Origin of the sequence: Blastopirellula marina DSM 3645, from assembly GCF_000153105.1 — a bacterium.
Lineage (GTDB): Bacteria > Planctomycetota > Planctomycetia > Pirellulales > Pirellulaceae > Blastopirellula > Blastopirellula marina.
Genome location: NZ_CH672376.1, coordinates 3627989 through 3649441, shown reverse-complemented (window position 1 = coordinate 3649441; position 21453 = coordinate 3627989). Strand labels below are relative to the sequence as shown.

Annotated in this window: 17 protein-coding genes, 1 tRNA gene and 1 pseudogene; 15 read left to right on the top strand and 4 right to left on the bottom strand. The window is 54.5% G+C overall.

Features of this window, described 5'->3' with window-relative positions; genetic code table 11:
* The first annotated feature begins 10 nt into the window (after positions 1–10).
* The 3 genes from DSM3645_RS16605 to DSM3645_RS16595 all read left to right on the top strand — a co-directional run bounded on the left by DSM3645_RS16605 (position 11) and on the right by DSM3645_RS16595 (position 3426).
* Entirely contained in the window at positions 11–394 is a 384-nt protein-coding gene (locus DSM3645_RS16605; protein WP_131282638.1) for a hypothetical protein, read from the top strand.
* Between the two features lie 97 nt (positions 395–491).
* Positions 492–2969, top strand: coding sequence for an HNH/ENDO VII family nuclease (locus DSM3645_RS30955; protein WP_002653406.1), 2478 nt, complete (start codon positions 492–494; stop codon positions 2967–2969).
* Position 2970: 1 nt separating this feature from the next.
* Positions 2971–3426 carry an SMI1/KNR4 family protein gene (locus DSM3645_RS16595; protein WP_002653405.1) on the top strand — a complete coding sequence of 152 codons (456 nt, stop codon included), beginning with the start codon at positions 2971–2973 and terminating at the stop codon, positions 3424–3426.
* A gap of 190 nt (positions 3427–3616) precedes the next feature.
* Here the strand turns inward: DSM3645_RS16595 and DSM3645_RS16590 are convergent, their stop codons facing one another.
* Positions 3617–4084 carry a hypothetical protein gene (locus tag DSM3645_RS16590; RefSeq protein WP_002653404.1) on the bottom strand — a complete coding sequence of 156 codons (468 nt, stop codon included), beginning with the start codon at positions 4082–4084 and terminating at the stop codon, positions 3617–3619.
* Positions 4085–4306: 222 nt separating this feature from the next.
* On the opposite strand from DSM3645_RS16590, the gene DSM3645_RS16585 reads away from it, so the two are divergent.
* From DSM3645_RS16585 to DSM3645_RS16550, 8 genes and pseudogenes are all read left to right on the top strand, one after another.
* Entirely contained in the window at positions 4307–5422 is a 1116-nt protein-coding gene (locus DSM3645_RS16585) for a hypothetical protein (protein WP_002653403.1), read from the top strand.
* The gene (locus DSM3645_RS16580; RefSeq protein WP_002653402.1) at positions 5419–5784 is read left to right on the top strand and encodes a hypothetical protein; all 366 of its coding nucleotides are present in this window, start codon (positions 5419–5421) and stop codon (positions 5782–5784) included. The genes DSM3645_RS16585 and DSM3645_RS16580 overlap by 4 nt, the downstream gene beginning before the upstream one ends.
* Positions 5785–5935: 151 nt before the next feature.
* A complete protein-coding gene (locus DSM3645_RS16575) occupies positions 5936–7324 on the top strand; it encodes a hypothetical protein (protein ID WP_002653401.1) in 1389 nt (462 codons plus the stop codon).
* Positions 7303–7791: an HNH/ENDO VII family nuclease gene (locus DSM3645_RS16570; RefSeq protein WP_002653400.1), complete on the top strand. Its 489-nt coding sequence runs from the start codon at positions 7303–7305 to the stop codon at positions 7789–7791. The genes DSM3645_RS16575 and DSM3645_RS16570 overlap by 22 nt, the downstream gene beginning before the upstream one ends.
* Positions 7788–8228, top strand: a complete 441-nt coding sequence (locus DSM3645_RS16565) for an SMI1/KNR4 family protein (protein ID WP_002653399.1) — start codon at positions 7788–7790, stop codon at positions 8226–8228. Before DSM3645_RS16570 ends, DSM3645_RS16565 begins: the two co-directional genes overlap by 4 nt.
* Before the next feature lie 242 nt (positions 8229–8470).
* Positions 8471–9601, top strand: a pseudogene (locus DSM3645_RS16560) (ISAs1 family transposase).
* Positions 9602–9858: 257 nt separating this feature from the next.
* Complete coding sequence (locus DSM3645_RS16555) at positions 9859–10335, top strand: SMI1/KNR4 family protein (RefSeq protein WP_002653396.1); 477 nt, start codon at positions 9859–9861, stop codon at positions 10333–10335.
* 290 nt (positions 10336–10625) lie between these two features.
* Positions 10626–11846, top strand: coding sequence for an IS256 family transposase (locus DSM3645_RS16550; protein ID WP_050769450.1), 1221 nt, complete (start codon positions 10626–10628; stop codon positions 11844–11846).
* Between the two features lie 55 nt (positions 11847–11901).
* On the opposite strand, the gene DSM3645_RS16545 is transcribed toward DSM3645_RS16550, so the two are convergent.
* A complete protein-coding gene (locus tag DSM3645_RS16545; protein WP_050769405.1) occupies positions 11902–12552 on the bottom strand; it encodes an IS701 family transposase in 651 nt (216 codons plus the stop codon).
* Positions 12553–12778: 226 nt separating this feature from the next.
* On the opposite strand from DSM3645_RS16545, the gene DSM3645_RS16540 reads away from it, so the two are divergent.
* On the top strand, positions 12779–13093 hold the full coding sequence (locus tag DSM3645_RS16540) for a hypothetical protein (RefSeq protein WP_002653392.1): 315 nt from the start codon (positions 12779–12781) through the stop codon (positions 13091–13093).
* A gap of 645 nt (positions 13094–13738) precedes the next feature.
* Here the strand turns inward: DSM3645_RS16540 and DSM3645_RS16535 are convergent.
* Positions 13739–13827: transfer RNA gene (locus tag DSM3645_RS16535), tRNA-Ser, on the bottom strand.
* 269 nt (positions 13828–14096) lie between these two features.
* Here DSM3645_RS16535 and DSM3645_RS16530 point away from each other — a divergent pair.
* Positions 14097–15719: a M20/M25/M40 family metallo-hydrolase gene (locus DSM3645_RS16530; RefSeq protein ID WP_002653389.1), complete on the top strand. Its 1623-nt coding sequence runs from the start codon at positions 14097–14099 to the stop codon at positions 15717–15719.
* A gap of 1097 nt (positions 15720–16816) precedes the next feature.
* Here DSM3645_RS16530 and DSM3645_RS16525 read toward each other — a convergent pair.
* Complete coding sequence (locus DSM3645_RS16525) at positions 16817–17695, bottom strand: ankyrin repeat domain-containing protein (RefSeq protein WP_131282636.1); 879 nt, start codon at positions 17693–17695, stop codon at positions 16817–16819.
* Positions 17696–17941: 246 nt separating this feature from the next.
* Here DSM3645_RS16525 and DSM3645_RS16520 point away from each other — a divergent pair, with 246 nt between their 5' ends.
* Positions 17942–19072, top strand: coding sequence for an ISAs1-like element ISBlma8 family transposase (locus tag DSM3645_RS16520; protein ID WP_002653385.1), 1131 nt, complete (start codon positions 17942–17944; stop codon positions 19070–19072).
* An 887-nt stretch (positions 19073–19959) separates the two neighbouring features.
* A complete protein-coding gene (locus DSM3645_RS16515; protein ID WP_040351903.1) occupies positions 19960–21285 on the top strand; it encodes a Gfo/Idh/MocA family oxidoreductase in 1326 nt (441 codons plus the stop codon).
* Positions 21286–21453 lie beyond the last annotated feature (168 nt).

The following is a 21453-nucleotide window of genomic DNA, read 5'->3' as shown; positions in this document are numbered from 1 at the left end:
GGTAGTTCACATGGCGCAAATAGCACTAATTCTTGACGATTTTGGGACGATGAAAGCGGATGTCCTTAGAGAGCTTCGCACATTTTGTACGTCCAGCATTTCGGATGTTACCGCTGCTGTCGCAAACTCAAGCCCTTTATTTGTGCGCCCGCTTTTTAGTCGAGATAATCCAGAGTTCCCCGAGCGACTTATGTCATTCTTGGAATGGCTTGAGGCCAACTCGCTTCCTTACAGGTCCTATCAGGTATTAGATGGTCAAGACTTCGATGATGCCAACTGCGACAGGTATTATATCATTAACGCACTACGGTTGAAGAATATCATTTTAACCCGACTTGCATCTTTGGAGCAACAACGGGAATTGGGGCGCTCGCAGGACGAAGTCGACGACTAGAGCACGGCGCTTGCGCCATGATGGGCAATCTGCAACAATCCGGCAAGTGCGTCTTGGTTGGTTTTCGCGACTTGCGTTTCGCTGCCCGACGTTCGCTTTGCAGGAAGGTCTTGGGGATGTCTTCTTCGGCCGCTTCGATTCAACCAACCTCGGGCTCGAAGCGACAAACGAATCGGCCCTCGCCCAAAACAATGCGGCGTCCAATGCACTCAACGCCCGCCTGACGACCAATACCGCGACGCATCAAGCCAACCAGGCCGCCGCCCAACAGGCAGGCGTCACCACCATCGATACGCTGCTGGACAATGACTACACCGCGTTCCTCACCGCCCAGTTCACTGGGCATCAAACGGCCGCGACCAATCTGCTGACCGAAACGGAAGATTGGGGCCTCGACAACATCGGCTCCAACGTCGCCTACGCCGCGATCGCCGCCGTCGCCAGCAATGCCTATTCCAGCCTTCGCGAATCGACGATCTTCGCCCACAACCTGCTCGCCGCTTCTAGTTTGAAGCAGGCCGAAGCCCAGGTCGCCGGCAGCTACCAGTCGAACGGAACGCAGCTGGCCGACGCCATCGCCGCCTATCAAATCGCCGAGGCCCAGGCGCTCCGCGACCATCGCATCGCCATCGAACAAGCCGACCGTCGCTTCGCCGACAACGGCGATACGACCGCCCACAACACCTCCCTCACAGATGCTAACAAAGCGCTCCGCGCTGCCCGCGAAACCTTTACCGAAGCTTACTACAAAGCGGCCATCGGCGCCCAAGGCGCCCATCAATCCACCGTCGCCAAGTCCGAAGCCGACTACGAAAACAACGTCGGCCAGTCCCGCGCTCAGTCCACCAAAGCCATCGCCGACGCCCAGGTCGACTACGTCACCACCGAAGCCGCCGCCTATCGCACCCAGCAAGAGACGATCGCCGCCCGCGATAAACAGTTCGCCGAGTTCGATGTCGACAACGACTACGACTCCCTGGTAGACGCCCTCGCCGCACTCACCGCCGCTAACAACGACACCGCCGATCCCTGGACCACCAAAGCCCTGGCGATCGCCGCTGTAGTCCATGACGCCGCCACCGACATCGCCGCCGCAATCCACGATTACGACGTCAGCCAAGCCGCCGCCAGCGAAGCCAATGATGTTGCAAACGCCCAGGCCGATCGTGATCGGACGGTTGGCGAGGTGAAAGCGGATGTTGGCAAGGTGGTTACGGAGAGGGATATTGTGGCGGATCGTGTTGCTAAGGAAGCGGCGGTTCACGAGCAGAATGCGAACTCGACCCCGATCACAAACGCTGTCACTGGAAATTCAGATGACTCGGCCGGGGAAGGCGAAAGCGCCTACGCCAATCTGCCTGTCAAGATTCCAGAGAATCTGATGCGGCCGACAGAAACCATTCTGCAGCCTGAAGAGGGCGAGGTGACTTTTGCGTTTACCAATCCCGGACCACACTACAATTTGGATCCTCCGCTTTACCATCAACCCTATGTGGACCGAATTCCTGCTCTCACCGAAAGTGAAAAATCGAAGGGAGAACTTGCCCTCAAGATTGCCCGTGATGTGTTCGCTGCGCGAGACAACATTTCGGATCTGGCGCGTAGAATCGCCGTCCTCGAAAACAGGCTGAACAGTGCGGACGGACAACGAAGAAACGAGGCGTTTCGAGAAGGGCTGCGAGAGCAACAAGCAGTCCTGGAACGCGAAATCCTTCAACAGAGCAACAATATCAAGGCCAATCTTTACTTGCTGGCGACAACCTATTCGGATGCGGTGATTCCGGAGCTGTCGTCCAATAATCCTTCTGAGCAAGGCTGGCTAACAAGGTTTTATGGAGGCGTTGGCGGCCAAGCCGCCCTCGATCGCGTTCTTTACGAACGGAACTTTGGCTCCGCTCCGAAAATGGAAAGCGTTTTCGTGGAGGACTTTCTCGCTGTTTACTTTGCAGGACGGTCTATCGCTCAAGCAGTGATGAAGTCGTATGTTACGGTAGGAATCCGTGGAGCGGCTACGACTGGCGGGAAGGAAGTTCTTAAGGAGACGGCGGACGCCAACTCGGAACAGCTGTTCGGATTTTCTCCGCGTACTGTTGTGGAAGGAGCTGCTAAGGGGGCCGCTAGACGTTACAATGGCGTTGACGTAAACCTTTCGAGACTTGATGCCCCAACAAGAAATGTCTCACGTTATTCACGAGACGTATTCGAGGGCAGGCGCATTTACCGTGCTGCGGATGACTTCGATCTTGGTGTTCCCACGAACGTTGATCCGAAGTATGTCCACAAGAGCATTCGTCAGAAGATCGAGAACGGTTGGACGAACGCCGACTTGATGAGAAACGGCAATGCTCCGATTGGGCGTGATGGCCGACCAATCAATCTTCATCACGTTTTAGGTGATGAGCCGGGACCGATGCTGGAGATTCTCGGTAGCACCCACAAGCGGCACCACGGGCCGTTGCATGGGCTGATCGAAGACGGCAACAGCTTCCGCAACGTGCCGGGGTTGGAGAGCCAATACAACTCTTTCCGTGGTCGGTATTGGAAGTGGCGAATCGAACAACTTACAGGGAATTGATATGGCTGACATTGATTCATTGATCCAGCAGCTTGACCAAAGCGGCAAGGATGTCTTTTGGCAAGGTAAGGCATCGCAGGAGTCCATTGAAAAATTGGAGTCACTGCTGGGGTCTCGACTTCCGGTTTCGTTCAAGACCTTTTTGGCAGAATACGGCGGTGGCGGTGTCGTCGAGGAAGAAGTTTCTGGCATCGAAGATGACGACCCCACTCTTGAGCATCGAGGAACCGTTTATGGTGACACGTTGCTTTGCCGTGAAGATTATTCCCTGCCAGAGAATCTGGTTGTGATTTACCTTGGGGCCGATGATGTTGTGTGGTGCCTTGATGTAAGCCAGTTTGATGGGGATGAATGTCCCGTCGTGGCCTTCGATGTTTTTTCTAAGTCCACCAAGCCGCTGGCACCAACCTTCAATGACTTCTTGGCAGAGTATCTCACGCTGAGAATCTCAGCCTGACTTCGGCTTCTGCATCACGATCTTCGCAGGCTGTGCCGGCCTGAAGGGTTGCAGCTTGGCCGGTTGAGCCGGGGCGCCGTGGTCACGGCCTTGCGTGGCCATGATTGTGCGTGAGCGACAGGCTCACATAGGCCCCAATCGTTTGGTCAAATTTCCGTAGGATGCACCGCAGTTAATTCGCCAACGGCATTCATGGCCACGAAGACGTGACCACGGCACCCGGGCTGCCGCCTATCGCACCCAGCAAGAAACAATCGCTGCCCGCGATAAACAGTTCGCCGAGTTCGGTGTCGATAACGACTACGACTCCCTGGTAGACGCCCTCGCCGCACTCACCGCCGCTAACAACGACACCGCCGATCCCTGGACCACCAAAGCCCTGGCAGTCGCCGCCGCCGTCCAAGACGCCGCCACCGACATCGCCGCCGCGATCCACGATTACGAAGTCAGCCAAGCCGCCGCCAGCGAAGCCAGTGATGTAGCAACCGCCCAGGCCGATCGTGATCGGACGGTTGGAGAGGTGAAGGCGGATGTTGGCAAGGTGGTGACGGAGAAGGAGATTTCGGCGGATCGTATTACGAAGGAAGCGGCGGTTCGCGAAGTGAACGTCGCTGGATCTGGAATGCAGACGAATGGTTGGAATGGGGATGTCGTCCAATCGCCCACGGCCGCAGGTGGCCAATCAAATTCGGTTGAGATTCCAGGTGGCGTTTCCCCGGCGACTTCGCCTAGTCTTTTAAGCGAAGAAGCTGAACTGAATCTCACGAATCCATCGTCGCATGCGAATCAAGGCTCGATTGGCGTAATTGGCTCAAATACTTCGATCAATACATCGCCGCCTAGCCGTCCCGCCCGACTGGTGAGTACCTTCGATTCGCAAATGTTCCTGCAAGACAAGGGCGCATTTACATTTGGCGCTGAGAAGGGCTTTACTGTTGAAGCCGTCAAGAAATTGCAACAGCTAGGCTTAACGTCAACTGCGACGAGCTTAGTCGAAATGAAAGTGCGAACGGGGCGCGGTACGTCGAAGACCATAAAAGCCAATGAATTGGGAGACTATCTGACCGTTGTGGAAGTCAGCAACGGGATGGCCACTATTTACGTCCTGAAGCTTACGCGGACATCCAAGCAAGGAAAGCAATATTACTCCCTGGAGAAGGAGATTCATCTCCCAGCTCCGGGCAACGAAGAGGATGAATTAGAGCGTCTTACTTCGGACGAATGGACAAAGAAATTCATTGAAACGGCTCCTGAATTCAATCGCGTCTACCACAATGACGGGCTTGGCGTCGCCCAAGGGGCGGCCAATACGGTTAATGGTGTGCAGGATATCGTTGTCGGGCTTTTGAATACGCCAGCCGCAATTACCAACACAATTATTTGGGCGGAAGAGCAAGTTGGAATTCTAGATGAGGACCCCAACTTCCGTGTTGGCTACATTGCCTTCTACGATTGGTCGCGCGGCCTTATCATCGACGAATACGGCGAAGAAGGTGCTTGGAATGACAGCCATGGATGGAGCAAGTTCATTGGGGGATCCAGCGTAGAGATCTTGACCGGGGCGTACATTGAAAAGATTGGTCTTTTCGGTAAGCTGTTCAAGTCTCTGGGTGGGAAGGGGGCCAGCAGCGCAGACGAAGTCGCCGAGGTAACGGCTGCTGGATTGGATGAAACAAGGTCCTTGGCTTCGAATATAGATGACGTAGACAAGGTTAAGGTGACATCATGGGCTGAGGCTGGCACTACTCCCGATTTAAATCCTGGACGTTGGGTTCAAATAGGCGGACCAACTCCATGGAACTATATTAAGACCGGCCTTTGGGGAGGTAAATTTGAATTGGGACTTAGCAGGAACTTTCCATGGGTTTTCAAGTGGACAAACTCAAACGCGCCGATTTCAAACTATGTTTCGGAGTTCGTTCAGCAATCACAGTTGATGTGGCCCAGAGGTTGGGAATACATTAAAGGCATCTTGGGTCAGAGGATAGTTAAATGATTTCAGTCGCCGCTTGGATTGTCAGCTGGACCGGCACAATCCTCATTGCATTCTGTTGTTTTATTGTTCTCATTAAATGCATTTGGAACATAGGTTTGCCCTACGCAATGCTACTTAGCAAGGAAGAGCGAGGCTGGTCAACGTTTCCCGTTATAGAAGTAGTGCCTTTGATTATAGCTTTATCTATCGCATGGCTCACGGAACAAGCAGGATTGTTCTCTGTTCTGAATATTGCAAAAATTGGTGTTATATTGATAGTTGCGACGTACATACACTTCTGTGCGGTTTCCATCATCGTTGGCATTTGGCAGTACAAGCAAGTTTCCACCAAAAAGGACAGGGAAAGCGACGTAACGAAATAGTTACTAAAGTAGAAGACGGGACGTTGGGTGGCATCCAACGCCGGTAACGATTTCGTCTTCTAAGAAATAAGTCTTGATGCGGCCTGCGGTTAAGCAGTTCAATGCGGTCGACCAAAACCATATGCACTGATGACCAAGAAAGGATTCTTGGATGCCGCATCAAGACAGCACCGATATTCGCACGAATTTACAGGCTTTGAAAGCCGTCTTTCGGGAACTTTTGCCGGCGAAGTTCGACCTGCCCAAGTCGCACGGCAACGCTTCGCTAGACCCGCAGACGCTAGCAGCGAGTGATGTTGCAACCACCCAGGCCGATCGTGATCGGATTGTTGGAGAGGTGCAAGCGGATGTTGGCAAGGCGGTGACGGAGAAGGAGGTTACGGCCGATCGTGTTACGAAAGAAGCGGCGGTTCGCGAAGTGAACGCGGATTTGGCGCCGATTACCAATGCCGGGAATGCCGAAGCAAGCGAAGTTGAAAGCGACTACGCCAATCTGCCGGTCAGGATTCCAGAGAATTTGATGCGGCCGACGGAGATCGGGCTGAACGACGAATCTGTTGAAGTTGCACCTGTATTGGCGGCGCCCACAGGCCAAAATTCGGTTAATGGAATCGGCGTATCGCTTTCGTATAACCCGAATTATCTGCTGCCTTCGAGAGTGAATGATCTTCTCGCCCATGGATACGCCAAGCGGGCAACCCTACCTTCGTTAGGGAATGACCTTATCTATCTTGCGGACGTATCAGGCGGAACGCTTCACCAAATCATTTTGGAGCGGGTGCCCACAGTCACCGGACATACGAATGGCGTCCCGTGGAAGCCTGGTCAGCATTTGCCGAAAGCAGTGCGAACGATTCCAGAGCACTACCGTGTCGTAAAATGGACGACAAGCCCAGCTCAGGGTGGCGGCGCTCTGGCGATTGACGAGCTACTGAAAGCTCATCTAAAGCAAGAATCCGTAAACCACAATCTGAGTACCTATCAAAGCATTGAAGACTCTCAAGGCCAAATCAATCGCAGATACGCCGCAGTAGCCGCTTACCAGGCATTTCCACTGTTCGCAAACACATTCTTAGAGTTCGGCGACGGAAATAAAGAGGAAGCGTTCATTTCCGCCGCTGGCGACGTAGCGACGATTGTAACTCTAGGGGCTGGCTCCGCCGAGATCCAAGGCACCAAGGCCGCCGTGATAATGTATCGTACCGGCGCCACGATCAACATTGCGACCGGATCGTACTTCACTTACAAGGGCATCATGCAGGCGATCCAGAATGAAGGGGTCGATCTAGAGTCGGGCTCCAACATCGGCATCGGCCTTCTGCATCTGTTTGGCGCAAAACTCGATCTCGGCAAGACCTCAGGCGTCCGTTATGCCGATTTACCCACGGCCGACTGGTTAAAAGCAAGCAGATTAAATAACTTCCAGGCGGGCGCCAGACCGTTCGGATATGGACAGCTGACACAGTCGAGGAAGCAAAAATATTTGCGAAGACGTATGTCACAGAGCTGGACAGAATCTTGGCCAAGTCGCAAAAGGTAGTCGTGGTCAGCGCCAATGGATTTGGTAATATTAACGACATTGCCGAAGCGTCAAGCGAGGCGTATAAGAAGGCGGTTGCGGCGGTTAAGAATGCCCCAGCAAGTGGCATCGTTCGTGGCTCGAACCCAAGTCGCTTGGTTTTTGAGGGAATAGAAGTCCGGGCTGTTCGGAGCTTGTCGCATGTCGAATACAGCACGCTTCGAGCGATGACGAAAAACGGCTTCGCACCGAAAGACATCAACGGTAAGAAACTGATTCTTCACCATCTGGACCAGGACCCGGTTGGGCCGATTGTCGAAATGCCCGGTTTCCGCCACAACATTGGGAACCGAATTCAACATCCCCTTGGCAATGCCCCGGGGGCAGGGCTTACTGCTGAACAGCGAGCAGCCTTCAATGCGTGGAGAGAAAGCTACTGGAAAGCAAGAGCCTTGGAAGAATTGGCTGCTAGGAGAATTACACCATGACACCAGACACGATTGAACGACTTGACAATATGTTCGCTGAATCACCAGTGATGCGTGCCGACGAAGTTCCGACAAGCGATGAAGTAGATTCAGCTTCACAGCAAGTCTGCATCCCATTTTCCGAAGATTACCGACAGTTCCTTTTGCGTTACGGTGGAGCAATGGTCGGACCATATCCGGTTTTTGGGCTTCGGGGATCGGATGTCATGGAAGATGATCGTTGGTCAGTCATTGACGTAACAAATGAGGTTCGGCAGTCGGTAACCGATGGTGTTTCCGATTGGGTTATTTTTTCGGAAGACCATTCAGGTAACCCAATCGGCATGGATGTGAATGGTAAGGTCTGGATTTTCGATCATGACTTTGGCGGCGTGACTGAATTGGCTTCTGGATTTGAAGACTACATTCGCACGCAATGCCTCAAAGTTGAGGCGTGAATACTTCACGCCTTCTCAGCGTTTTATCGATGAACTACAGGAAGACGTTTTTTAATGCATACCCACACCTCGAAGATAAGGTGTGAGGTGGTGCCTATGACGAATAGGAACCCAGATGAGCCAGACGTCACACGGCGATTGCGCCATGATGGGCAACCTGCGATAATCCGGCAAGTGCGTCTTGGCGATTTTGCGATGTTCGTTTCGCGGCCGGGCGTTCGCTTTGCAGGGAGGGTTCCGGCATGTCGTCTTCTTCGGCCGCTTCGATTCAACAGCACTTTTCGAACCTGACCGATCCCCGGACGCGGAAGGTGACTTATCCGCTGGTCAACGTCGTGACAATGTCGCTGTGTGCGGTGCTGGGCGGAGCGGACGATTTCGTGGCGATCGCCGATTGGGCGGAGGACAAGAAGGAGTGGCTCGCGCAGTTTCTCGACATGAGCTCTGGCGTTCCTTCGCATGATCGTTTCAATGCGATTCTCGGTGCGCTGAAGCCGGCCGAATTCGAGAAGTGCTTGCTGAGTTGGATCACGGCGCTGCACGAAGTGACCGACGGTCAGGTCATCGCGATCGACGGCAAGACGCTGCGGCGCAGCTTCGACGCAGCCAGCAGTAAGGCCGCTATTCATATGGTCAGTGCGTGGGCGACCGTCAATCATGTGAGCCTCGGTCAGGTCGCGACCGACGCGAAGAGCAACAAGATCACCGCGATTCCGCAATTGCTCGACATCATCGAGGTTTCCGGCTGTTTGGTGACAATCGACGCGATGGGTTGCCAAAAGGAGATCGCCGAAAAGATCGTCAACGCCGGCGGCGATTATTGCCTAGCGATCAAGGGAAATCAGCGATTGCTGCATCAAGCGATTCGCGATTACTTCGCCAATGCGATGGAAATCGACTTCACGAAAAGGAAAGTTCATCGACACGAGACGCACGAGAAAGGACATGGCCGTGAGGAATCGCGTTACTACTATCTCTGCCCGATCGACGCGGATGATTTTCCGTACGCGAGCAAGTGAAAGAATTTGAAGGCGATCGGCATGACGATCAACCTCGTCAAGCAAAATGGCAAAGAGGCGAGCGAAGTTCGCTATTACATCGTGAGCAAATACCTCACCGGCCGGCGCTTTGCCGAAGCGGTTCGCGGGCACTGGGGCATTGAAAATAGTCTGCACTGGCAACTCGACGTGACGTTCGGCGAACACCAAAGTCGAATCAGAAAAGGACACGCCGACATCAACTTCAGCCTGCTGAGAAGAACGAGCCTGAGCCTGCTGAAGAACAACAAAACGGCCAGGGTAGGCGTGAAGAACAAGCGACTAAAGGCGGGTAGGAATGACAAGTACCTGCTGGAAGTGCTGCTGGGGAAGTGATTTATGGTGCGATCGCCGTGGGTTGGTCGGCACAAAGGTCGATTCGAATGCTGATATATCAAAGATTTTCGAAGAGATTGCCCGACGAAAGAACTTACCATCCAAGGCGGCTGCTCGCCGGTGGTTGAAGAATGCGGATGACGGATTTGGTGGAAAGGGACTCGCTCCACATCATGCTGGTGGTGACACGATCGAACTCGTTCCAACAGCAGTTCACAAAGTACAACATACAGACATCACCCACTAGAGAATAAACTATGAATTGGGTTGACAAGCTTCAAGAACTGGGCGTGACGCCTCTGGAAGGTGATCAGTTTTCACCATTGAGCGAAGATGAGCTCGAGCGGCTTGAAAACAGCGTTGGGGTTGCCTTCCCTGATGACTACCGAACTTTTCTCCGTCAATTCGGAGCTTGTGACTTGGAAGAATATGCTGTGATACTAACCGAAGACGGCAGCATTGCCCCCGGCTCGTTCTTTGGCGATGACTTGGCGGGTGCGTTGAACGACTTTAGCGAGCGGCTTCCAAGATTGGTTATTCCCATCAATGATGATGGTGCAGGCAACCTCATTTGTATTTCTCTTCGTCCTGATTGCTTTGGCGCAATTTGCTTTCAAAGCCATTCAGTCGGATGGGATGATTCTCTTGGCGATGAGGATGCCGCAAAGTCGGCCACGCTTATTCGAGTCGCCCCTGACTTTGGCAGCTTCATTTGCAAACTTGTACTTGAATAGGAGTTGGTGCCGAGCAGGCCTTCTCACCAATCACCTTCACTTACTTTTGGGAACGCTCATTCTCAGCAGCGATCCTCAGGTTAACGCCTTGTCTTTGCGTTTCTGCTTAGTTCAACTTTTGCACTTTTACACGGCAATTGCGAGCGTATGTTCCAGGAGTTGTTTTACTTTTCGCGAGCCTGGGCCATTCAGGATAACGTCCTAATTACTGCGCAAATTTGAGAGCCAGCCCTGGCTCTGGTATGGATTTGATTAGCAACATCAACCACCACCAGAACCAAGGACTGACCATGACGAATTTACCAGAAGATCGGACCGGCGAAGAGATCCGGGATGCGATTAAAATTGACGGCGAAGCGGTGCGGGGGCATCTTGATGAGCTGGTCCGCTCGACTGTCGAGGAGACGTTGAATCAGATGCTCGACGCCGAAGCGGATCAGATTTGCAAAGCGAAGCGGTACGAACGCTCGCCGGACCGCGTCGACTCGCGAGCCGGGTCGTATTCGCGGAAGCTGCAGACCAAGGCGGGCGAAGTCTCGCTGAAGGTTCCGCAGTTGCGGAGCTTGCCGCTTGAGACGCAGATTATCGAACGTTACAAACGTCGCGAATCGAGCGTCGAAGAGGCGTTGGTCGAGATGTACTTGGCCGGCGTCTCGGTCCGTCGCGTCGAAGACATCACCGAGGCGTTGTGGGGCACGCGGGTCAGTTCGAGCACCGTCAGCGAGCTGAACCAGAAGATCTACGAGCGAATCGACGTCTGGCGAAATCGGCCGCTGGAAGGAGAACATCCGTACGTGATGCTCGACGGCATCTGGCTGAAGCGAAGCTGGGGCGGCGAGGTAAAAAACATCGCGGTGCTCGTCGCCGTTGGCGTGCGATCGGACGGGCATCGCGAGATTCTGTCGGTCGCCGAAGGGACGAAGGAAGACAGCGAGAGCTGGCGAACGTTCCTACGCCATCTCAAAGAGCGTGGCCTGCAAGGCGTGCGGCTGATCACCAGCGACAAGTGTCTCGGCCTGGTCGAAGCGCTCGGCGAGTTTTTTCCCGAGGCGGCTTGGCAGCGCTGCATCGTGCACTTCTATCGCAACGTGTTGAAGGATGTGCCGCGCAGCAAGTCACGCGACGTAGCGGCGATGCTGAAGGCGGTGCACGCCCAGGAAGACCGAACTGCAGCGACTGAAAAAGCGGAACAAGTCGCCGAGAAACTGGCCTCGCTACGGCTGGGGAACGCGGCGAAATGCTTCCGAGCAGGCGTCCAGGAAACGCTGGCGTACATGAACTTCCCCCGCGAGCACTGGACAAGACTGCGAAGCAATAACATGCTGGAGCGAATCATGAAAGAGATCCGCCGTCGCACGCGAGTCGTCGGAGCGTTCCCCGACGGCCAAAGCGCCCTGATGTTGGTCGCCGCCCGGCTGCGTCACATCGCGGGCACACACTGGGGCACACGGCGTTACCTGGACATGGACCGCCTGCACGAACCGGAGGAGAGGGAAGATCACGGAGCGTGAAAAATTGTTCTTGCCGCGCGCGGCAAAAACAATTTTCCAGAGCCAGGGCTGAAAATCAAATGTGCGCAACTTGACGGACACTACCATTCAGCACGCTTTGACCGCCGTAGGCGCTGTCGGCCACGGCATGAAAACGCCTGTTTTTCCGGTGGGAACAGAGCGTGTCGAGCATCTGCACCGCCAGTTCTGGTCGGGTCCGATAAACGCGGCGATGTTGGTTGGCCTTCGCCTTGTTCAGATACAAACGAAACAAAATCGGCAGGCAGTAATAATGTCCCGGACGAAAGGGCAACTCGACGATTACTCCCAGCACGACCCAGCTATGCCCCCAATTCATCACCGCCTTGCTGCGCGTCGAAATGAGCGGATCATGATGCATGCCGCAGCCGAAGATTTTCAAGCCGCGCTTGCGGGCCAATGTGTCATCCAACGCCAACAGGACGTCGCCATCGATCCACGGTTCGATCAAGTCGAACACCGCCAGACCGACGCGGTCGAGCGACCAGCGGGCGGCGCTGAACACGCGATGGTAGGACGAAAAATGTTTGTCGGCCGAATCGCCCGCCGCGAGAATCATGCGTGTAACAGTCCGTCCACTAGCCAGCACCCACCCGGCCATCAGCGTCGCCAGACTCTCCAAGGTCGGAGTCGTCATCGCTTGGGCAAAGGGTTGCAAAAGGGCAGCAAATTCGGGTACAAGTTCCATTGTGAGCCTCCTTGCTCAAGTGCCTGGATGTGAGATACCCAAGCATCTTGACGGAGGCTCACGCTATTTCGGAAGACCAATTCCTGGGACTGTAAAAGTGCAAAAATTTGAACTAAGGATTGAAGGAGATGATCCCATCCTAATTCGACATGTACTCTACCAAGTCAATGAACTGCGAAAGCAATTTCCTGGCTGGGAGTTCACCGTAGATTTTGGAAAGTAAAAAATGATCGACATTTGCAAAACTAATCGTGCTACTGACGAATCAGAGTTCATTCCGATATGCTCGGCGGAACAATACCAAAAATTATGGCGGCCAGCGATTTCCAAACTAAATCTTCCGATGCTTGCAGCGCTCCCCGCACTGGAAATAGCTTTGGAATTCAAGACGCAATTCCTTTCGGAAGTGGAAACACTCAAAATGTGGGCGATTTCCCAAAATGAGACCCCGTACGTTCAAATGCTGCTTGAAGCTATTGAACTGATTCAAACGACTCTTGATTCAACCGACCTCGATGAGTACGAAATCTCATTTGGATAGATTTCGTGGAAACTCCTTCTCTGTTGATGCGGCCGACAGAAACCATCCTGCAGCCGGAAGAGGGCGAGGTGACTTTCACGTTTACCAATCCCGGACCAAGCTACAATTTGGATCCTCCGCTTCGGGCAGCATCGCTAATAACGCATCCTGATGGACTGCAACCGCCGACCTGATGGCAGGTGTAATCCGCTCAGCCGGAGTATCGACTATGCAGCAGCTACCAGGCCGACGCAGAACGCCGCCGCTGGTTCGGCTTCGACGGGTTCAGATGGCGGCACCATCACGGTCGATGGCAAAGCTGATGCGACGACCGGGAACCAGCATTCGCTGGGGCGTCCAGGTGATTGAAGATCGCAGATCTTTGAGCGGAGTCGAATCCCTTCAGATCAAGCAAAACCTTGTCTAAGCCTTGCTTGTTCAAGTGTCGGTTTGACGGTGACTCGGCAGATCGTCTGCCGGACGTTGAGCTGATCGTGTTGCTTTTTGAGAGAGGTTTCCGTCCAGAACGAAGAATCCTGTTAAGAAACCGACCTCGTGGTTTTCTCCGTTTTTGGCCCAATCTTGACCCAATGGATTGGGCCCAAAAAAACGGCCCGCCAGAAAGTCTTTGTTTACAAGACCTTACGGCGAGCCATTTTTCTGAAGCGGAGAGGACGGGATTTGAACCCGTGGAACGGTTTGACCCGTTCACCGGTTTAGCAAACCGGCGCATTCGACCACTCTGCCACCTCTCCAGTGGAACGAACAGATTAACTTTTGGCTTCTGTTTCGGCAATGGGGAGACCGGGAAATCGTGGGCTGGGTTCGGCCGCTTTTGGCGGAATTGCCCGACTAATCGGTACAAATTTTGGCCATTGGGGAGGAAACCGCCGGTAAATAGGCTTAAATATGGCGTACGGTAGTTTTTCTTTCGATTCCACCTTTGCCCCCTGATCCTGTCGAGACGATTTCCGCCAGATGGTTGAGGGGACCGACTTTCTCGATTTGCACTCGGAGCTTCCGGATGATTCGCCTGATCTCGATTCTTGCGCTGCTGCTTCTCGCGCCGCTGGCCGCCGCCGGCGAGGCGACCCTCGGCGAAGCGGTCCATTCGATCCAGAGCGACGATATTAAGCGCCACGTCGAGACCCTCGCCGCCGATTCCTTTGAAGGACGCGAAGCCGGCAGCCGCGGCGGTCGCGCCGCTGGCAACTACATCGTCGAGCTTGTCAAAGCGCAGGGGCTGCAGCCGGCCGGCGATAACGGAACTTACTTTCAGTGGTTCGGCAGTGAATATCGCAACATCCTGGCCATGCTCCCCGGCAAAGATCCGACCCTCGCCCAACAAGTGATCGTCGTCGGCGCCCACTACGATCATGTTGGTTACGGTAACTCGACCAACAGCTTTGGGCCGACCGGCTACATCCACAACGGCGCCGATGACAACGCCAGCGGAACCTCCGGCCTGTTGGAAGTGATCGAAGCGTTTCAAACCTTGGCCGAACCGCCGCAGTGCAGTATTCTCTTCTGCTTTTGGGATGGCGAAGAGAAAGGGCTGCTTGGCTCGAAACATTGGTTGCAACATCCGACAATTGCGCTGTCGCGCGTCAAGTTCTATCTCAATCTCGACATGATCGGGCGACTACGAAAAGGCCGCGTCGAAGTCTCCGGTGGTCGCACGGCGCATCGGCTTCGCAGTCTGATCACGCGCTCCAACGAAGCGACGCAGCTGATGCTGGACTTCGATTGGGAGATCAAAGCCAACAGCGATCATCATCCTTTCTATGAGCGGAGCATTCCCTACGTCATGCTGCACACCGGGCTGCATGACCAATACCATCGCCCCCAAGACGATGTCGAGCTCATCTCGTTCGACGGCGCCCAGTCGGTCGCTCGCATGGCGTTCCAGTTGACCTGGTTGTTAGCCAACGAAGAGACGCCGCGCACGTTTCGCGATCTAGCGCGGCGCGAGGGTCCTTCGCAGCGACGACGGTTTGAATCCCCCTATCTCGGTCGTGGTTCCCGTTTAGGCGTCCGTTGGGCGACTTCCGAAGCAGAAGCGATCGACGGGCTCACCGTCAAAGGAGTCGTGCCTGCGTCGCCGGCTTCGCTCGCCGGTGTTCGTAGCGGTGACAAAATCATCGCGTTCGCCGGATTGCCGATCCCCACCGTCGAACAGTTTCTGATCAACGTCCAAGCCTCTCCCGCGTCGACCACGATCACGGTCGAGCGCGAAGGAGAAGAGAGCCCGCTGGAACTACCGGTCACGCTGAACGAAAAACCATCGCCGCTCGGCATTCGCTGGCGCGGCGACGATGCGAATCCGGATGTCATGTTTCTCACGTCGGTCGTCCCGGGCTCACTCGCCGCCGCATCCGGCCTGCGAACCGGCGATCGCATCTACGAAGTCAACGGCCAAAAATTTGACGATGGCCACCAGTTCTTCGACTTGGTGACGGACTTTACCCAGCCGCTTCGTTTGGTCGTCGAGCGACAAGGGCGACTCGACACGGTCGAAGTCGATACGTCTAAACTGCACGCAATCCTCGGCATCACGCCGACCGCCGAACAGCCGCCGGCCGAAGTCGCCCCGGCCGAAACTGCTCCGATGGACGAGCCCGCCCCAACTGAGCCCGGCTCTTCGTAGCCCGACGCGCCAGCGAGGGAAATCCGGCCTCTATTTCAAATGACGAATGAAGAAGTCCGAATATCGAAGGAAAGCCCGAAACCCGCATTACCGCCGCGGAGCGCTTCGTACGACATTCTGGTTTCAACGTTCACCATTCCCCAAGGTAGGACCGGACCGCAGTACTTTTTTGGGGAGTCCAACGATCGGCTGATTCAACATTCCAGAAGGTTGGACTGGACCGGACCGCCACGTTTTTTTGGAGTCCAGTGATCCAATAATTCGACATTCTGATTTCGACATTCAACATTGGCCCCTAGGTTGGACTGGACCGGACCGCTACGTTTTTTTGGAGACCAGCGATCCAATATTTCGACATTCTGGTTTCGACATTCGACATTGGCCCCCTAGGTTGGACTGGACTGGACCGGACCGCCACGTTTTTTTGGAGTCCAGCGATCCAATAATTCGACATTCTGATTTCGACATTCGACATTGGCTCCCTAGGTTGGACTGGACCGGACCGCCACGTTTTTTTTGGAGTCCAGCGATCCAATAATTCGACATTCTGGTTTCGACATTCGACATTGGCCCCCTAGGTTGGACCGGACCGCCACGTTTTTTTCGCGCGGCGATCGGGTTGTTCTACCTTCCCCCCCATTGCTGCATCAGGCCAAGGCCAGACCTACAGGTTCACTCGTCTCCAATCGCCCAACCAACCGACGGAAACCAAACCGCGCAGCAGTCCCCGCTCGCGCCGGTCGTTACGGACCGCCGGTGGATTCATCTCGCAATCGACCATAAAGCGGTGCGCTTTGTCGAGAGACAATTTTGGGCGCTTTTCCTGCGATATCTGAGGAGGTCAGGCGGGCGCCATGGCCACGGCTTCTTGCCGATCGAAACGCGTGAACATTCGACTTGATAACGAGCGGGGATAACATTCGTAGAAGGGACCCCTGAACGGTATCGACGATCCTTCAACGTGGTGGACCACATTCATTGTCACAAAGATATAGCGACGGCGTTTGCGATAGAGAAGAGGAAGAAAAGAGACTGGCTGAAAAGGGCGAACGTCCCTCGGATTAGCAGGGATTTCACCATGACCGCTTGGTCGCGATTTAGGGGAATTTAGCGCGTGACGGCGGCTCCGCATCTCGCGCCTTGCGTTCCGCGATTTCCGCCTCGCGGAGCTCTTTGATTCTGCTCGGCGGGTTCGCCCCCCACGACCGCCATCGCTCGATGTCGGCTCGCGCATTCTCGAACGAGGCGCCATGTTCCTTCAACCATCCAACAAGTCGGTCATAGTCCGTTCGCTGCTGCGGAGTCATCTGCGGCAGACGTCCTTCTTCGCGTATTACGACATGGAGAAGCTTACTGTTTTGATTCTCTAGATAGATATCAGGATCCGCCCCGGCCTTCAGAAGCATCAAAACGATGTCGTACTGTCCAAAATGGACACAAGCAAGCGCGGTCGCAGGTACTCCGCTCGCATTCAGCGCATTTAAATCTGCTCCCTTGTCGATCAGGAGACGCATCTTCTCCTTTCGCTGAACCAAGGAGCCGGTGATCAGCACGAAGATCGGCGTTTCTTTCTTTTGGGGATTCACCAGATTGGGATCGCCGCCGTGTTGGAAAACCAACTCGAAATAGCCGGGAAAATGGGTCTTGCAGACCATGTGCGTTACTGAGTCGCCTGGTCGAATCGCCGAGTTACGAGTGTTGAAATCACTTTCGACGATCACGTTCGGATTGGCGCCTAGCTCCAGCAACTTGCCGAAGCGTTCGGGATGATTGTCGGGCAAAGCCCACAGCAGCGGCGTCATCTTCCCTTTGCCCAACGCATTCACGTTGGCGCCCGCCGCGACCAGCCGGTCGATCTCCTGGAGATCATTCGCCGCGATCGCTTCGCAGAGAGCGATTGCCTGCGGATCGTCAAAATACTCCTCCGCCTTCCAGTCGAATTTTTGATGCCAGGAAGTGCGAACTGGAAGCGGCATTTTTTCACAGCCCGTCGCTGATATGAGCGTCCAAACCGCTCCAGTGACGCTCCAAAATAAGAGCCATGCGAATGGATAGCTGTGATTCATGTAACGGCGATTGCTTAGAAATCGGACAAGGAGGCGGGGCCGGACACGGCGATTGCGCCATGATGGGCAACCTGCGACAATCCGGCAAGTGCGTCTTGGCGGTTTCGTGATTGCTTGATCGCGGCCAAGCGTTTGTCTTGCCGAGAGTTGTTCAGCATGTCGTCTTCATCGCGCGCTTCGATTCAAGAACACTTCGCCGATCTGACGGATCCGCGGACTCGCAAGGTAACTTATCCGCTAGTCAACATCGTCACGATGTCGCTCTGTGCGGTGCTAGGTGGAGCAGATGATTTCGTTGCGATCACTGACTGGGCCGAAGACAAGAAAGAGTGGCTTTCGCAGTTCCTCGACATGAGCACCGGCGTTCCTTCGCATGATCGCTTCAACGCGATTCTCGGCGCTTTGAAGCCGGCTGAATTTGAGAAGTGTTTGCTTAGCTGGATCACTTCGTTGCAAGAGATTACCGATGGGCAGATTATCGCGATCGACGGCAAAACTTTGCGGCGCAGCTTTGACGCCGCCAGCAGCAAGGCCGCGATTCATATGGTCAGCGCCTGGGCGACCGCCAATCATGTGAGTCTCGGGCAAGTCGCGACTGACGCGAAGAGTAATGAGATCACGGCGATTCCGAAATTGCTCGAAATCATCGAGGTTTCCGGCTGTTTGGTGACGATCGACGCGATGGGTTGTCAGAAAGAGATCGCCGCCAAGATCGTTAACGCAGGCGGTGATTACTGTCTGGCGATTAAAGGGAATCAGCGTTATCTGCATCAAGCGATTCGCGATCACTTCGCCGCTGCGATGGAAATCGACTTTGCGAAAATGAAAGTTCACCGCCACGAGACGCACGAGAAAGGGCATGGCCGCGAAGAGTCGCGTTACTACTATCTCTGTCCAATCGACGCCGATGATTTTCCGTACGCCTCGCGTTGGACGAAGCTGAAGGCGATCGGAATGACGATCAATATCGTCAAGCAAAACGGCAAAGAGACGAGTGAAGTACGCTACTACATCGTGAGCAAATATCTCACCGGCAAACGCTTCGCCGAAGCGGTCCGAGGGCACTGGAGCATTGAGAATTCGCTCCACTGGCAACTCGACGTAACGTTCGGCGAAGACCAAAGTCGAATCCGCAAAGGCCACGCCGACGTCAACTTCAGTCTGCTAAGAAGAACAAGCCTGAGCTTGTTGAAGAACAACAAAACGGCGAAGTGGGGCGTGAAGAACAAGCGGCTAAAAGCTGGAAGGAACGACGCCTACTTGTTGGAAGTGTTGCTGGGGACGTGATTTATGGTGCGATCGCCGTGCGGGGCCGGACGCCATGCCGGGGTGCTGTTCCTGCCGCCGAAAGAGTTGCAACAGGTTCAGCGTGGCTTTGTCGTGTACTATTCTTCTCTTCTAGCAAATATATCGCAACGCCTCGTCTGAATGAACTTGCAACCACATTTACCTCGCTCGCGCGTTTTTGAAGTTGCGCTATATTTCGGAACCAAGAATGGAACACGGCCAGGCCACGGATGAAGGGACGGTAAAACAGGGCAGGAAAGCAAGCTGGAAGAACATGGAAAAGGGCCGGCCGAAAAGCGCTTCCAATGAACGGAGAATGGGAATGAGCCTGGGTGAGCAAGTTTCTCCCTTCTCGTTTTTGCTCATTTGACGGGAGTGGAACGGCTCGGGTGAATCCGAAAGCAAGACGCTGCCGCGCCTCCATTTCGGGCGCTGCCTCACCGCGCTGCCGGGGGTGTCGCAGAGCAATAATCGTGTTCAGCAAAATAAGGGAGACGCGAAAAAAGTTGATGACACGTGACATCAAGTTAGGTACAGTGGTGGGGGTTGCTAATGGCGTTCCGCTGCATTTTTTGCTTGGTCGATTAGGGCAAATCAGTTTGCGGAGAGCCGAGGAGCGAGAAGGCGGGATCCAAAAACGGAAGTTGCCAAATAGCTCGCCCAGCGCTTCGATGGTGAACCGCTAAACAATTGAAAACATGGGCCGCTGCGTTCCCGCTCGCTCGGTTCCTTGCCGCAGTGGCGATCCTGGGATTCGATGAAGTCGCTTTGGTCGATCGTAAATCGCTGATCGCTCGCCAGTCTGCGTTGGATGGCTGGTGGTGGCTTCATTACTTACTTAGGCGCACTATTATGTTGTAAATCATCCGTTAGGAGAACTTGCTCTCATGGCAATGCTTACGCGAAGAAACTTTCTGAAATCATCTTCCTTGTGCAGCGCCGCTCTGGCGTGCGGAATTTCGCATGGCGCTCCTGCAAACAGCAAGCTGAACGTCGCGTCCGTAGGGGTAGGTGGAAAAGGTTGGTCCGATCTTAATGCGGTTGCATCGAGTCCTTATGTGAATGTCGTCGCGTTGTGCGATATCGATGAGGGGCCCAACAATCTTGGGCGGGCCGCTGAAAAATTTCCCCAAGCGAAGCGTTATGTCGACTGGCGAAAGATGATGGAGCAATCCGGTATCGACGCTGTGATCGTCTCGACTCCGGATCACATGCATGCTCCGATTTCCCTGGCCGCGATGTCGCTAGGAAAGCATGTCTATTGCCAAAAGCCGTTGGCGCACAGTGTGGCTGAGGCGCGGGCGATGACAGAGGCCGCCGCGAAGATGGGGGTCGTGACGCAAATGGGTAATCAGATCCAATCGCACACGTACTATCGTACTGCTGTTCGACTGCTGCAGGAGGGAGCCATTGGCAAAATCCGTGAGGTCTATTCGTGGCAAAGCGGGAATACGTCGTGGAATCTCTGGGACGACCGAGTCCCAGGCAGTAATCCAGTTCCCTCGGGAGTCCATTGGGACCTTTGGCTCGGAGTCGCTCCCGAGCGGCCTTATGTCTCGAAGTGCTACCATCCTTACAATTGGAGAAACTGGCAAGATTTTGGCACCGGCAAGCTCGGAGATTTCGCCTGCCATATTCTGGATCCTGTCTTTACGGCATTGGAACTGACAGCGCCGACTTCGCTAGTCGCCGAAAATCAGGTTTTGAATAAGGAAGTCTGGTCGAAGACGAACATCGTAAAATATAAGTTCCCCGGGACCCAGTACACGACGGATCCGACAATCAAAGTCACATGGTATAGCGGGGAAGGCCATCGGCCTACGCGCGAGCAATTGACCTTGCCGGAAGGGGTTAAGATCCCCAAGGCTGGCTCCGTGTTTATTGGAGAAAAGGGGCATCTTATCCTTCCGCACGTTGGCGCTCCGATGCTCTCGCCTCGAGAAGCATTTGAGGAGTATCCCGTCACCAAGGTCGAAGGCCGGGACCATTACACCGGATGGGCGGACGCGTGTCGCGGGGAAGCGGATACGACCTCTGCGTTTAGTTACTCAGGACCGCTGACGGAGACAGTTCTGTTGGGAATCGTCGCGAGCCGTCTGCCGACGCAGTCGTTGGAATGGGATTCCGCCAAGATGAATATCACCAACGCTCCCGAGGCAAATCAGTTTTTGAGGAAGGACTACCGATCTGGTTGGACTGTGCCGGAGGTGTAAACGCCAGGGCCCAATCGTTCATCGGTGCGTTTCCCTTTCAGCCGCATGGATTCGTTAATTCGATTTTGCGAAATGCATGCGCGTTGCAAGGGAGAGTCTTGATGCCCAGCACAGCAGAGACTGCGCTGCCGCGACGCACCTATCTTCACTTTCCTTCAGTGACTTTGA